General features: G+C 33.5%; 15 protein-coding genes and 1 pseudogene. 9 read left to right on the plus strand and 7 right to left on the minus strand.

The window, feature by feature from the left end:
- Positions 1 to 81 precede the first annotated feature (81 nt).
- The 4 genes and pseudogenes from Q0J35_RS08590 to Q0J35_RS08605 form a co-directional block, all read right to left on the minus strand.
- Positions 82 to 1,044 (minus strand): DNA adenine methylase, encoded by a 963-nt coding sequence (locus Q0J35_RS08590; protein WP_297195504.1) that lies wholly within the window; start codon positions 1,042 to 1,044, stop codon positions 82 to 84.
- A gap of 180 nt (positions 1,045 to 1,224) precedes the next feature.
- Positions 1,225 to 1,749, minus strand: a pseudogene (locus Q0J35_RS08595) (restriction endonuclease subunit S); the annotation flags it as partial.
- A gap of 76 nt (positions 1,750 to 1,825) precedes the next feature.
- Positions 1,826 to 3,142, minus strand: a complete 1,317-nt coding sequence (locus tag Q0J35_RS08600; protein ID WP_297195506.1) for a restriction endonuclease subunit S — start codon at positions 3,140 to 3,142, stop codon at positions 1,826 to 1,828.
- Positions 3,143 to 3,150: 8 nt separating this feature from the next.
- Complete coding sequence (locus tag Q0J35_RS08605; RefSeq protein ID WP_297195508.1) at positions 3,151 to 5,175, minus strand: N-6 DNA methylase; 2,025 nt, start codon at positions 5,173 to 5,175, stop codon at positions 3,151 to 3,153.
- A gap of 195 nt (positions 5,176 to 5,370) precedes the next feature.
- Here Q0J35_RS08605 and Q0J35_RS08610 point away from each other — a divergent pair, with 195 nt between their 5' ends.
- Entirely contained in the window at positions 5,371 to 6,411 is a 1,041-nt protein-coding gene (locus Q0J35_RS08610) for an alpha/beta hydrolase (protein WP_297195510.1), read from the plus strand.
- A gap of 49 nt (positions 6,412 to 6,460) precedes the next feature.
- On the opposite strand, the gene Q0J35_RS08615 is transcribed toward Q0J35_RS08610, so the two are convergent.
- Positions 6,461 to 6,904 carry a cupin domain-containing protein gene (locus tag Q0J35_RS08615; protein ID WP_297195528.1) on the minus strand — a complete coding sequence of 148 codons (444 nt, stop codon included), beginning with the start codon at positions 6,902 to 6,904 and terminating at the stop codon, positions 6,461 to 6,463.
- A 224-nt stretch (positions 6,905 to 7,128) separates the two neighbouring features.
- On the opposite strand from Q0J35_RS08615, the gene Q0J35_RS08620 reads away from it, so the two are divergent.
- The 8 genes from Q0J35_RS08620 to Q0J35_RS08655 all read left to right on the plus strand — a co-directional run bounded on the left by Q0J35_RS08620 (position 7,129) and on the right by Q0J35_RS08655 (position 11,331).
- A complete protein-coding gene (locus Q0J35_RS08620) occupies positions 7,129 to 7,596 on the plus strand; it encodes a DNA adenine methylase (RefSeq protein WP_297195512.1) in 468 nt (155 codons plus the stop codon).
- A gap of 8 nt (positions 7,597 to 7,604) precedes the next feature.
- A complete protein-coding gene (locus Q0J35_RS08625; protein WP_297195514.1) occupies positions 7,605 to 8,063 on the plus strand; it encodes a DNA adenine methylase in 459 nt (152 codons plus the stop codon).
- 165 nt (positions 8,064 to 8,228) lie between these two features.
- Positions 8,229 to 8,399 (plus strand): hypothetical protein, encoded by a 171-nt coding sequence (locus Q0J35_RS08630; RefSeq protein ID WP_297195516.1) that lies wholly within the window; start codon positions 8,229 to 8,231, stop codon positions 8,397 to 8,399.
- Between the two features lie 54 nt (positions 8,400 to 8,453).
- A complete protein-coding gene (locus tag Q0J35_RS08635) occupies positions 8,454 to 8,744 on the plus strand; it encodes a hypothetical protein (protein WP_297195518.1) in 291 nt (96 codons plus the stop codon).
- A gap of 16 nt (positions 8,745 to 8,760) precedes the next feature.
- On the plus strand, positions 8,761 to 8,937 hold the full coding sequence (locus Q0J35_RS08640) for a hypothetical protein (RefSeq protein ID WP_297195520.1): 177 nt from the start codon (positions 8,761 to 8,763) through the stop codon (positions 8,935 to 8,937).
- Between the two features lie 30 nt (positions 8,938 to 8,967).
- On the plus strand, positions 8,968 to 9,936 hold the full coding sequence (dcm, locus tag Q0J35_RS08645) for a DNA (cytosine-5-)-methyltransferase (RefSeq protein ID WP_297195522.1): 969 nt from the start codon (positions 8,968 to 8,970) through the stop codon (positions 9,934 to 9,936).
- A gap of 9 nt (positions 9,937 to 9,945) precedes the next feature.
- The gene (locus Q0J35_RS08650; RefSeq protein ID WP_297195524.1) at positions 9,946 to 10,692 is read left to right on the plus strand and encodes a type II restriction endonuclease; all 747 of its coding nucleotides are present in this window, start codon (positions 9,946 to 9,948) and stop codon (positions 10,690 to 10,692) included.
- Between the two features lie 357 nt (positions 10,693 to 11,049).
- The gene (locus Q0J35_RS08655) at positions 11,050 to 11,331 is read left to right on the plus strand and encodes a hypothetical protein (protein ID WP_363315726.1); all 282 of its coding nucleotides are present in this window, start codon (positions 11,050 to 11,052) and stop codon (positions 11,329 to 11,331) included.
- Positions 11,332 to 11,348: 17 nt separating this feature from the next.
- Here Q0J35_RS08655 and Q0J35_RS08660 read toward each other — a convergent pair whose 3' ends face one another.
- Both Q0J35_RS08660 and Q0J35_RS08665 read right to left on the minus strand, forming a co-directional pair.
- Positions 11,349 to 11,921, minus strand: a complete 573-nt coding sequence (locus Q0J35_RS08660; protein WP_297195526.1) for a sugar O-acetyltransferase — start codon at positions 11,919 to 11,921, stop codon at positions 11,349 to 11,351.
- 11 nt (positions 11,922 to 11,932) lie between these two features.
- On the minus strand, positions 11,933 to 13,072 hold the full coding sequence (locus Q0J35_RS08665; RefSeq protein ID WP_297195532.1) for an NAD(P)-dependent alcohol dehydrogenase: 1,140 nt from the start codon (positions 13,070 to 13,072) through the stop codon (positions 11,933 to 11,935).
- Positions 13,073 to 13,489: the final 417 nt, after the last annotated feature.

Genomic DNA, 13,489 nt, shown 5'->3' on the forward strand with positions numbered 1-13,489 from the left:
ATAATATAGCTTCTGATATACTTGAAGATGTTAATAAGAAAAAGTTTTAGGGATTAAACCCTAAAGCTTTTTGGGGTTTTGTTAATCTTTTATAATTAAAAGCTCGTGAGATTTTTTGATATTATCTACTTTTTGTTGCATTCTATTTTTGCCTATCCTTGTTTCGCCTTGCCCCATTGTGTATTGCCAAGAAGGCTCTAAAATTTTAAAGTCTTTATACGCCTCTCGCACAAAATCACAGTCATTATAACTTAGGATAAATTTACCTTTGTGATTTTTAAGTAGCTCACTTAAAAGCTCGTGATTAAAAGCATTGTGATGAATGGGAAAATTTCGCATAGGATAAATTCCCTTAAACATCTTAGAATCGCCCTCTAAAAAATAAGGCGGATCAAGATAGAAAAAGTCATCTGAAAATTTCTTAAAGACGTATTCAAAACTCGCACATTCTACCTTTAAATTTTTAGCATTTCTAAAGTATTGTAATTTTTCTAATGCCTTTAAATACTTACTCTTATCCTCGTAAATCTTACTCATCCAGCCTAAAAATCCGGGTCCATAACTTAGATTAAAATTAAAATAATAATCCCTTGCTAAAGTAAGAGGATCTAAATTTATTTGTGGTTTATTTGCAAGATTTTTATGCCTCTCGTTCCAAAAGGCTGATAATTCCTCTTTGATGATTTTATAGCTCTCTTGTGTGGGTTCTAGCTTGAGTAAAGATTCGTATAAAGCCTTAGAATCTTTTAGCAAAACCTGCCAGAAATTCACCAAAATATCAAACACATCAAAGGCTCTCACTTCTAAATCTAGCTCCAAAGCAGAGGCTACTTCCACACTACCGCCACCTAAAAATGGGCTAACTACTCGCTTTATATCATTTGGGAAATGCTCGATGATAAGCCCTACAGCTAGAGACTTGCCGCCACCATAACGCAAAGGCGACTTTGTATAACGCTTGTAAGATGAGGATTTGCCTTTAAGAGATTCTAAAAAATGGGCTTTTTTGAATTCCAAACTCTGCTCTGTGCTATGTGTAGCCAAAATATATCCTTTGCGAAATATAATAATGAATTATACATTAATTTATTTTATCTTAGTTTGCAAACATTTAAGTTTCACATACAAAGCCTAGACGTACTAATGTAAGTTTGGTGTATTTTGTAGTATAATTTTAGCAATTTTGTAGCACTGTATAAATAGGCAAGGCAAATAATGCTATATCTAATCTCTAGCTATTTCTTTAGCAATGGCTATCTTTTTCTCATTCCATATATTTACATTTTTTATCGCTTCTTTTTGCAGGGCTTTTATAAAAGATTCTATATACTCAAAGGCTATTTCGCCATTTGGATAAAGGGGCAAAAGCACACTTTGTTTATAAAAGGTTTTTTCAAAATCCCTTACCAAAACACCTTGAAATATCCTTTGTTTTTTATTAAGCTGTGCAATGAAATACAGGGCTATTTTGGCATTGAATGGGTAAGTAAATTTTGGATAAATGCTTTTAGTAAATTGCCCTGCATAAAAATCTTTTTCCATATAGAAAAACTGCATACCAAGCATACCCACAGCGATAGCTTCGCCCTTGATTTTATGCTCCTCGTCCAAATACTCCACATATCCAGATATGCCATTGTTAAGGCAAGTCCTTGTGAAATATGGGTATGGCGCATTTTCATTAAACACAAAGCTATCTTTATTTAATTGTGGATTGGATTTAACACTAAATAAATCGAGGGTTTTAACTTCCTGCCATTGTAGTTGCGTGCTATGTGCTTGTGTAGTTTTATAGCTTTCATAAAAGCTTAAATACTCCTCTAGCTTAAAGCTTAATGCCCCCCCCGTTAGTTTCTAACACTTCATTGTAGGCACTCATTTCTTTGTGATAATACTCTATGAGGCTTAAAAAATGCTCTTTCTCAATCTCTTTTATGAAAGATTCCATAAAGGCAAAGTCTGGATTTCCCTTGGAATCTATTGGCAACAAAAATTTTTCTTGCATTAATCTATCGTGGTTTATTTCTCGACCAAAATCGTGTTTATCCTTTAGTTTTTCAAAAATAGGCAACAAAAATAAAGCAATATGTGTATTCATCTCTTTATCTTTTAGCCATATCACCATACAATGATCCGATGCCACAAAACTATATGGGTGATAAAAGCAAGTCCCAACACTACCACTATTAGCTAGAGTGAGTTTATTTGTATAAATTTTCATATAAGAGGGCGGGGATACATAGTTATCTATGCCGTTATTAAATGCTGATGAGGATATATAGGGAATCTTGCCACTTGTATGATCTGCTTTTTTATAACGCTTTCCTCTTTCATAGATAAAGATTTCATAGAAAGGAAATTCCTGCCATTTGCTAGTATCAAGGCTTTTTAAAGCCCTTTGTGTGAGGCAAGAAAGAGCGTGAGTGATGAAATTTTGTTTCTTAGAATCTAAAAGAGAGCCACCATAGAGTAAATAATCCTCTAGGCTACTAAATGCCCCCCCCCGTTTAGAATTTTCATTTTGTAATTTTGCAAAGTCTTGCAAAATTACTTTTTCTTGCTCTGTAAGCTTATAATCTTTTAAGCCAGTAGTTAAGAGATATGCCTCGAGTTCTTCTAGTCTTTCTGCCTCGAGTTCTTTAATATAAGATTCCATATACTCAAAGGCTATTTCGCCATTTGTAAGCACGGGCAAGGAGATAAACCTATTTTTTATTTTTTCCCAACCAGCTTTATTAGACCAGTCAAACTGAAATCTAATAGATTTTTGAAGTGCTGCTACAAAAAATAAGTATTGTGAATTCGACAATTCTTTATATCTAAACTTTATTGCATAACTATCTTGCAATACTGTAAAATCATTTGGTTGATAAAACATAACACCCGTATTTGCTCCATTAGCAGAAACACTGATAACATTTTTTAATATTGTGGCATTTTCTCTAGGCACATAGTAGGCTAAACCTTGATTTTCCACTCCTGCTGTTAATGCTGGTAGATTGTAAATTTCATCTCGTCTATTTTTTAAATCCTGAGCTTTAAATTCAAGCTTCTTTGTTTTAATTTTTTCAAACAAATCGCCGATTCTAAATTCCTGCCATTTGCCCCCGCTTTGCTTGAAATTTTCTTCAAGCTTTCTCAAGCGGGGGCTTAGTATTTTCCCCGCAAATCCTCTTTGGCATTATTTTTTAGCACATTGCTAACCTCCCACGCTAGATACTCGCTTACGCATTTTTTAAAGTCCTCTAGTGTGGGCTTTGTATCTATGCGTTTGTGCTGGTCGAAATTCCAATCATTGCCTTTATCGCTGATAAAGTCCTCTATATAAATCTCTTTTAGATTCCATTGTGCTTTTACTTTAGCATTCAAGCCATTTTTATAAATTTGTAGTATATCCTCATAGCGTTGTATAGGATTATCTATCTCTGCTAAATTTCTATTTGTTCTTTTGTAGCCATCGTTTCTGAAGTCTATAAATTTCACTACTTTTTCAAAATCATGTGGAATACCTGCTTGGAAAATATAAATGCTTGTTTGCACTCCAGCCATAGGCTCAAACAAATCTGTTGGCATTTTAATACTAGCAAGTAGAGTGTGTTTTTGTAAGATTGCTTTATTTGTATCCTCTGCCTTGCCACTTCCTGCAGAATCTTGGATAATGATAGCACCTAGTGAATAAGGAAGCATATTGTCTAAACCTCTTTGTATAAAAGGCATACCATTTTCGCGATAAGAAAAGGGTGGATTAAGCAAGATTCTATCTGCTTTAAATTCTTTTAATACCGAATCCAAAGCATTATCAAAACTATCATTTTGAATCATTTGCGATGAGCCATCACCGCGTAAAATCATATTTGTAGTAGCTAGGGCATACATATCAGTATTTTCCTCTATACCTAGTAGTTGGGTGGCTTTTAACTCTTTTATGCTTTGATTGATTTCTTTTATGCTTTTTGTAGGGTTAGCCTTAGCACACTGCATCATTAAATCCATACTAGAGATTAAAAACCCAGCACTGCCTGTAGCTAAGTCCATTACACGCGAAGTTTCATTGATATTTAAAATCTTAGCCATCATTTTAGTAACATAAGATGGGGTTAGCACAATACCCATTTTGCCATCGTTCATAGCATATTTTAAAAATTCATTATAAAGCTCACCCATGACATCGTAGAATTTAGAATTTTTATTAAGCACATTGATTTCTTTAAAAATATTTTCGTAAATATAGACAAAGACTTGCTTATTTATACTAGCTTTATCTTTTAGAATATTTTTTAAAAATTTATGGTTTTCCTCTTTTGGTCTATCCCTTAGGGCGTTAGTTGAGATTCTGCTAAAGGCACTTATCATTAAAGCAACTTTGTCTTCTGGTAAGTCCTTATTTTGTAGGAATTTTTCAATGTGTTCTTTAATTTTTATAGAATCTCTGAATTTTTCGTTTTCTGTGCCACTTAGGTCATCTTCTTTTAAGCCTTTTACTAAAACTTTGCCATTTTTATCAGTAATATCTTGCTGTGCTAAGAGACAAGCAGCAACATAAAGTGCCCTTTCGTGTGTGGAAATGCTGTAGTCGTTCATTATTTTATTAAGATTTTTTGCGTGTTTGGTAATGAGTTCGCGTTTTTGTAATAAAAATTTGTGTTTTTGCTCATCGCTTAATATTATTTCATCATAAAAAGCATTAAAACTATCTTCATTTTCTAAAAAGCTGTAGTTTTTGCTTTTAGATTCTGTGTAAGTATTTGTATTATAGACATAGAGTATTTTAGAGGCAATATTTTCTGAATTATCCCCAGCAACACCTATGGCAATAACTTCTTTATATTTATTGGTTTTTATTAGGTGATTTGCATAATGTAAAGCACCATTTAAGGCATATTTTTCGGTAGAACCTTGAGTTAAATCTATGGTGTTGTTTAGAGTTTTTTCTAGCTTATTTAAACCAAGCTTACATTCAATAATCACAGGTATATTGTAACACTCTATTGTAAAATCTGGTGTGCCTTTGCCTTTAGCTATCTTTGTTTTGCTAGCTCCTTTAAGGGCATTTTTCAGATAATCGCTAGCATTTTTATCAAAAAAATCTTTACCCAACTCTAGCCCAATATTTTTTAATGTCTCTCTGACATAATTATCTACATCTACTTCTTTTTTAAATTTCACTACTTGCATTATTGCACCACCTTTTAATTATCCTCTATGTTTGCCATTTTATGCATTTGTTTTTCATATTTTACTTATATTATAACAAAAAATCATTTCCACCCTTGACTTAGACTAGCTCTCATCTTTTATAATTTTTCTTGAAGTTTTTTAGATTATACATTTTCGATAAATCTAAAAGCTATTTCATTATAAAGGACTTCGATGAGTTTTAACATTTTCAAAACACTCCTTTTAGGAGCATTTATTGTAGGAGGTGTTACTATGGCACAGGCAAACACACAAGGTAAATGGGATAAGGTTTTTGCTAAAAGCGATAAGGTAGAGGTGCAAAAGGTGAAATTTAAAAACCGCTATGGCATTACTTTGGTGGGGGATTTGTATATCCCTAAAAATGCTAAAGCTAAATTATCAGCCATTGCTTTAAGCGGACCTTTTGGCGCAGTAAAAGAACAAGCTTCGGGATTTTACGCACAAACCTTGGCAGAGATGGGCTTTATAACTCTAGCTTTTGATCCATCATTTACCGGTGAGAGTGCATTAGCAAACAAAAATTTGCCACAAAATGTAGCCTCACCAGATATTAACACAGAGGATTTCTCTGCAGCAGTGGATTTTTTAGCAAATCATAAAATGGTAGATTCTAGTAAAATAGGAATTCTTGGAATTTGCGGCTTTGGAGGCTTTGCATTAAATGCTGCTGCTATGGATACGCGTATAAAAGCAACAGTGGCATCTACAATGTATGATATGACTAGGGTAAATGCAAAAGGATATAATGACTCTATAGATTCTAAAGCAAGATTAGAGTTAAAAAAGTCTCTTAATAATCAACGCACACTAGATTACAAAAATGGCACTTTTGCTAAGGCAGCAGGTTTGCCTGAAAAACTAAGCGGCGATGAACCACAATTTATAAAGGATTATTGGGATTATTACAAAACCAAAAGAGGCTTTCATTCTCACTCTATAAATTCTAATGGAAATTGGAATCTCACATCTTCACTCTCTCTTATTAATATGCCGATTTTAGCATACAGTGATGAGATAGAATCTGCTGTGCTAGTCATTCACGGAGAAAAGGCACATAGTAGGTATTTTAGCGAAGATGCTTACAAAAAGCTAAAGGGTAAAAACAAAGAGCTTTTAATCATAAAAGACGCAAATCACGTGGATTTATATGACAATGCAGAAAAAATCCCATTTGCTAAGATAGCAGAGTTTTTTAAAGAAAATCTTAAATAAATTTTGCAAATCCCCCAAGATAATGCGGGGGACTTTACTTAAATTTGCACTATCTCACACTTCTACTCTTTGCCTCACTAAGTGCTTCTTTGTATTCTATATTACTTACAAGCTCTAGCCAATTTGTGTTTTTGCCATTTTTTTCTTGTGTGATTGCGATATGAGCACCTTTGCTACTATCAGTTGCTCCGTGGAAATGCTTTACATTTGGCGGACAAGAAATCACATCGCCTTTTTTAGCGATACTTGCTTTTTGTCCGGGAACTTTTGTGAGTATTTCACCCTCTGTTACGATGAGTGTCTGTCCTGCGGTATGCGTATGCCACGCACTCCTAGCGTTTTTATCAAATTCTACTAATGCTCCTATCATCTCTCGCCAAGATTCTGATTTAAACATCATAGATACTTTTACCTTACCACTAAAATTTTGGGAATTACCCTCAAAACCACCTAGCTCACCACTTTTTGTGATACTTTGCGAATCTGTTGCCATAGCCATACCTCCTAAAAACAAAAATACAAATAATGCTTTTTTCATAGCATACTCCTTAAAAGATATTTAGAAAATCCTTGATTCTAAAAATTTAGATTCTCAATAAAACCTTTATGGATTTTCTACACATATTATAAAAGATGAGAGCTAGTCTAAGTCAAGGGGGAATAAAATTTTTAAGGCTGTTTTGGTATAATGATACTATTTGAAAGGCTGCATAGGAAATGACACAGACATATAAGGTTTTGCAAGATTCTTTACCAACATATCAATCTCAATATAATGTTATAACAACAAACTTTATCTCCTTTCCCCTCAACTACATCGGTGGTAAGTATAAATTATTATCACAGATTCTCCCACTTTTTCCAAAAGATATAGATATATTTATAGATTTATTTTGTGGCGGGGCAAATGTAGGGCTTAATGTAGCAAGGTTTTGTAAGATAAAAGAGCTTATCCTGAATGATTCACAAAAAGAACTCATAACACTTTTAAGGTATTTACAAAATCATAGTGTGAGTGAGATTTTTAGCACTCTTTGGGATATTATAGAATCTTTTAGTCTTTCAAATAGCTCTAAATATGGCTATACATTCTATAATTGCGATAGTAGCAAAGGACTATCACAGTATAATAAACAAGGCTTTATAAGGCTTAAAGAATCGTATAATCAAGATAAGACATACTAAAGCTCTTTGTGTTGATAGTCTTTAGCTTTAATAATCAAATCCGCTTTAATGCTAAAGATGAATTTAATCTGCCTTGTGGCAAGAGGGATTTTAATGCTAAAATGCAAGAAAAGCTAAGGCTTTTTATACAAATTTTGCAAAGCTATGATATAAAGCTTGTAGATTCTGATTTTAGGGAAATCTTAAAATCTTTTGCCTTGCAAGAAAAAGATACACAAAAGCACGAATGCAACTTTAGAAAAACACTATTAACCTTAACACGGAGTCAAGATTCTAAAATCTTTGTCTATGCTGACCCACCTTATTTACTTGCCACTGCTCCTTATAATGAAAATAAGGCTTGGAAGCAAAGTGATGAGAGGGATTTACTAGATTTACTCAATGAGCTAGATTCTAAAGGTATTCACTTTGCTCTTTCAAATGTGCTAAGTCATAAAGGAAAAGAACACACAATCCTGCAAGAATAGCTAGATTCTAAGCCTCATTTGAGAGTGCATTATTTGGCATTTGATTATAAAAATGCTAATTATCAAACAAAAAGGCTAGAATCTAAGGAAGTGTTAATAACAAATTATTAAGGATATTTTATGAGAGATTCCATAAGCATATATTTTGAGTTCTAAAGGAAAACGATGCGATATAGTTATTTTGGCAACACAAGCAACAGAGTAAAGCAAGTCTTATATAATTTTGAGGCACAACTACTACTTTTTAATGAGCTGTTTAACTCTGCCAAAGAAAATGAAGTATGGGCTAATGATTCTAGCTTACAGATTCGGTATTTAGAACTTTTAGAAAAATAATGTAATTTTGATATAATACAAGCTTTTACACATTACGTAAACCAAAGGATATAAATGTGGACAATACAAGATGAGATAGCCTTTTTTGAAAATGCCCTACAAGGTGGATTTGCTACTAAAAAAGATATATTTTATGAAATTGACAAAAAATATCTAGCCTATATCCCCAAAGAAGTAAAAGAAAATATTCCAACTTTGCAAAGTCGAAATTCTCTCATTGGTAGCTACACAGAGACTTGGTGTCAAAGACTACTAGAGTCTGTGGCTAAGAAATTTGGGCTTTTTGCTATTAATGGTGTGATTTGTGAGGAATTGGGACTTATAAAAAGCTCAAGAGTTATTTGATTTTTAGAGGAACTATATGGAAAAATATAATGTAAGGATTTTTTATTCTATGTATTGCGAATATGAAATAGAAGCACAAAATGAAGAAGAAGCGATACTTCAAGCTAAAAATTTTGAGATAGATTCAAAAGAAATAATAGCAAATTTGGAATCTTGGGAAGAAGCCGATGAAGCAACACAAGTAAGAGAGTAAAATAGGTGCTTTATAATAAGGAGCTAAAAAATGACCTTTATTGATTTTTGCTCTGGCATTGGCGGTGGTAGGCTTGGCTTGGAGCTTAATGGCTTAAAATGTCTTGGTTTTAGCGAAATCGATAAAGAGGCTATAAGAACTTACAAAAGCTTTTTTGATACCCAAAGTGAAATAGAATTTGGGGATTTAACCAAGATAAATCCTATAAGCTTACCAAATTTTGATGTGCTAATTTCTGGTTTTCCCTGTCAAAGCTTTAGCATAGTGGGGAAAAGAGAGGGCTTGAAAAATAAAGAAAAAGGGCAAATCATTTTCTATCTAGCAGAAATTTTAAAGGCAAAAAAACCCAAAGCTTTTATCTTGGAAAATGTCAAAGGGCTTGTAAATCACAACAAGGGCGAAACTCTAAAAGAGATTCTAAGGCTTTTAGAATCCTGTGGCTACAATGTAAGCTTTAAGGTGCTAAATAGTCTTGATTTTGGTTTAGCACACAGCAGAGAGAGAATATATTTTGTGGGGCTAAGAACCGAGAGTAAAAAGAGTTTTTCTTTTTTAGACAATGATTTGTTTAAAAAAGAAACAAAACTACAAGACTTTTTAAATCCTAGAAAAGAAAATATTTTTAATGCTACTTGTGTAACTTATCAAACCTTTTTGAAGTTTTTAGAAAACAAATACAACAGAAGTAAATTTAATTTGCAAGAAATTCTAAAACAAGATTTTTTGGTGCTTGATACAAGACAGAGTGATTTAAGACTTTATAAAAATAAGATTCCAACATTAAGGCGAGATAGGCAAGGATTATTTTATGTATATCAAAATAATTTATATAAATTAAGTGCTTTGGAGGCATTAAATTTGCAAGGTTTCAACAAGATAAAAAATTTAAATGAAAAGATAGAGAATCTAAAGACTAGCGATATTTTAAGACAATGCGGTAATGCAATGAGTGTAAATGTTATAGAACATATCGCTAATACTTTATTAAAAATACTGTAAGGAATTACAATGGATAAAGTAGAATTAGGCTCAAGGACTGCAAAAGAGGGCTTTAAAAATGAAAGTTTCGTAGTAGAAATCTTTAATAATTGGAAAAATGAAGTTTTAGCACAAGAGTGGCTAAAAGCTATGGGATATAATTTAAGCGAGATAGAAAATGTCAATGCCACTAAAATCAAAGGTTCTTTTAAAGCTGATGTGCAGGTTGTGATTTTAGTGCAAATCAAACTTCAAAAACTACAAGATGTGCAAAATATCCAAGTAAAACTAGCCTCAAATCCACAAGGCTTTAATCAAATTGATAAAAGGTGGCTAGAATCTTATAAAGGATTATGGAATATTCCTAGCGATATTTATAAGATTTTACAGTATTTTGTCGGTGAGATTCCTCCAAAGATAGCAAATCCAAAAGATACAAGGCGAATGTTTTTTAATGAATTTAGTATTAGTGAACAAGAAAAGATTTTACAATACTTTAGGCAAAATCAAGCATTAATAATCAATGATATACTAAAAGGTAGAGGACAATTTGCTAGTGAGTGGTTTTTGGTAATTTTGAGATTAGAATCTTTGCAGTGGGTTTTAAAGCCCATTAATGAAGTGATTAATTTTTATAGCGGTGAGGTAGAATTCAGTCCTCAAGGGAGTTTAAAAATAGGAAAAATCACTATGCAAAGAAAGGGTGGCGATGGTGGCAGAGATAGTGCTAAAATGCTACAGTTTAAAATAAATCCTTGCGAATTATTTAAGCTCTAAAGCATTTTTATAAAATACCTTAGCAAAAGAGCTTACAATGCAGTCTTACAAATATCTTAATGATTCTACAATGCTAACCACAGAATCCCTAAAACACAATCTCATCAAAAAGAATAAAATAGAATCAATATCTCATAAGAATAAGACTCTATCTTTTTCACAAAGTAAGAATGATAAACAATCACTTTTTATTGATACTCTCTCTCTTAATGATATAGCTCCCTCTATTGATATTGCATTTTTAGACCACCTTATAATTCAAGACAATATATTAGATTTTATCATTTACTAGAAACCCTTACCTTAAATCATAAGCCAACTCTCTATGGCATAGCTAAAAAGCCAGAAGTAAATAATATGAGTGAATATTGCAAGGTAGGTGCTAAAGAAGCCCTCAAAGATTTATTAGATTCTCTTAAAACTTACACAAGATATATAGTGATGACATATAATAATACAAATAGTGCAAATGCCAGAAGCAATACAAGAATAAGCCTTAATGAACTCAAAATTCTCTTAGAAACAATAGGCAAAACCTCTATCCACGAGTATCATTTCAAAGCCTTTAATAGTGGTAAGACTGACACAAAGACAAGCTTTAAAGAGCATAAAGAATATGTCTTTGTGTGTGAGGTATAAGTTTAGACAGAATGCTTTTACATCTTTGTATCAGAATCTAATTTTTTTATCACCCTAGCAGGATTACCTCCAGCGATAACATTTGCAGGTATGTCTTTGGTTACTACACTTCCAGCAGCTATGATAGAATTATCTCCTATGCTTACGCCCGGGCAGATTGTTACATTGATTCCAAGCCATACACGAGAGCCGATTTTCACGCCTTTACAAAAGGTGGCTTGACGGTTATAAGGATTAAAATCGTGATTAATGCTTGTGATATTACATTTTGGTCCGATAAAGACATCATCGCCTATCTCTATGCCACCTCTATCCATAAAGGTGCAGTTTTGTTGCAAAAGGAAGTTTTTACCCACTTTAATATTGCGTCCAAAATCCACATTAAAAGGCGGCATTATCCACGCATTTCCTTCACACTTTTGCCCTATGATTTCCTCAAAAATCTCTCTTGCTCTTTCTTGAGTGTGCCATTTGCTATTAAGCTCAAAACATAAAGCCTGTGTCTTGCTAATAACTTCAAAAATCTTTTCAAATTCGGGGTCGTTCATATCTATCAATGCCCCGCTTTTGTCTTTTTCAAAAATATCCATTGTTTGCTCCTTTAAACCAAAGTTTTCATATCAATCACAATCCTAAAATCAGCCTTACCCTCTGCCACCTTTTTATACGCAGAATCTAAGTCTGTGATGCTTATAATCTCCACCTTAGGATAAATGCCATTTTTCACCGAAAAATCTAGCATTTCTTGTGTTTCTTTAATACCGCCGATGAGTGAGCTATAAAGCTTTTTATTTTGGAGTTGCCAGATGAAAGTCTGCGAATCTAGGCTAGGTGCATCTTTATGTGAAGGAAGCCCGACAATCGCCATTTCCCCGCCAAATTTCAGCATTGCGCGGTAAGCGTTGATGTCGTAATGATAGGGGATTGTTGAGATGATGAAGTCAAAAGTATTAGCAAATTCTTTAAATCTCGCACTTTTGACATTGACAAATTCCTTTGCCCCCAAGGCCTTGCACGCATTTTCTTTATCCACAATATCAAAGCAAGTAACTTCAGCTCCTAGCTTTACCATGTATTGCAAAGCCATATGTCCAAGTCCGCCAACCCCTGCCACAGCAACCTTTTGCCCTTTAGAAACCTTGCTAAACATTATAGGCGAATAGGTGGTAATACCGGCACAAAGAAGTGGTGCGACTTTCTCAATCTCGGCATTCCTAGGTACTTTGATAGCAAATTTCTCGCTTAGCACGATGTTATTAGAATATCCGCCATAGGTGTTTTCATTATTATGAAATACATCTTTGGAATTATAGGTAAAAACAGTCTTAGAATTGGTGCAATACTGCTCTCTGCTTGCTCTGCACGCCTCGCATTCTCCACAAGAATTCACCATACAGCCCACTCCGGCATAATCGCCAACCTTAAATTTACGAACCTTACTTCCTACTACCACGACTTTACCCATAATCTCGTGACCAGGCACCATAGGATAAACTGGGGTACCGTGATCGCCACTTACAGCGTGCAAATCGCTATGACAGATTCCAGCGTATAGAATTTCAATTAGCACATCATTTTGTCCCAAAGGATGACGAGTGAAAGTATAAGGCTTAAATTTCCAGTCTTTGCTAAATGCTGCATAGCCTTTTGCTGGGATTCTTTCTCCGGGCTTAAATACTATCTTAGAATCTCCTAGCGATGTCGCACCTTGTGTATTTTGCCCAGAATTCGCAAAAAGCATATTAACTCCCATACCAGCTAGTGCAACTCCACCAGCGACTTTCGCTCCTGTTTTTAAAAATTCTCGTCTATTTTTGTCTTGCATACTTGCTCCTTTAAATTTTTGTATTAAGAAAATCTTTTTTAGATTCTTTGCATTTGAGATTATAAAAGATGAGAGCTAGTCTAAGTCAAGGGAAAATAATAAAAAGATTTTAAATTTTTCTCATACTTGACTCTAATAAAAATATAATATAAAATATTATATTTTTTAATAAATCTTTTTATAGCAATATGAAAATTTACTAAAATATAAAGGAGTATTAATACAAATGCATAAAAACCTCATATTACTCAGCATTCTCTTGAGCGTATTTGTCGTGCCAAGTAGCATTTCTGGCACTGCCATAGCCTTGCCTTACATCGCTAGAGATTTAGG

It is taken from the genome of uncultured Campylobacter sp., from assembly GCF_944323605.1.
Taxonomy (GTDB): Bacteria; Campylobacterota; Campylobacteria; order Campylobacterales; family Campylobacteraceae; genus Campylobacter_D.

Bases quoted from the DNA above. Each gene is read 5' to 3' on its own strand.
- Q0J35_RS08615 (WP_297195528.1), bottom strand. From the start codon at position 6,904: ATGGCAACAGATTCGCAAAGTATCACAAAAAGTGGTGAGCTAGGTGGT.
- Q0J35_RS08635 (WP_297195518.1), top strand. From the start codon at position 8,454: ATGTGGACAATACAAGATGAGATAGCCTTTTTTGAAAATGCCCTACAA.
- Q0J35_RS08630 (WP_297195516.1), top strand. From the start codon at position 8,229: ATGCGATATAGTTATTTTGGCAACACAAGCAACAGAGTAAAGCAAGTC.
- Q0J35_RS08605 (WP_297195508.1), bottom strand. From the start codon at position 5,175: ATGCAAGTAGTGAAATTTAAAAAAGAAGTAGATGTAGATAATTATGTC.
- Q0J35_RS08640 (WP_297195520.1), top strand. From the start codon at position 8,761: ATGGAAAAATATAATGTAAGGATTTTTTATTCTATGTATTGCGAATAT.
- Q0J35_RS08655 (WP_363315726.1), top strand. From the start codon at position 11,050: ATGAGTGAATATTGCAAGGTAGGTGCTAAAGAAGCCCTCAAAGATTTA.
- dcm (WP_297195522.1), top strand. From the start codon at position 8,968: ATGACCTTTATTGATTTTTGCTCTGGCATTGGCGGTGGTAGGCTTGGC.
- Q0J35_RS08650 (WP_297195524.1), top strand. From the start codon at position 9,946: ATGGATAAAGTAGAATTAGGCTCAAGGACTGCAAAAGAGGGCTTTAAA.
- Q0J35_RS08660 (WP_297195526.1), bottom strand. From the start codon at position 11,921: ATGGATATTTTTGAAAAAGACAAAAGCGGGGCATTGATAGATATGAAC.
- Q0J35_RS08610 (WP_297195510.1), top strand. From the start codon at position 5,371: ATGAGTTTTAACATTTTCAAAACACTCCTTTTAGGAGCATTTATTGTA.
- Q0J35_RS08620 (WP_297195512.1), top strand. From the start codon at position 7,129: ATGACACAGACATATAAGGTTTTGCAAGATTCTTTACCAACATATCAA.
- Q0J35_RS08665 (WP_297195532.1), bottom strand. From the start codon at position 13,072: ATGCTTTTTGCGAATTCTGGGCAAAATACACAAGGTGCGACATCGCTA.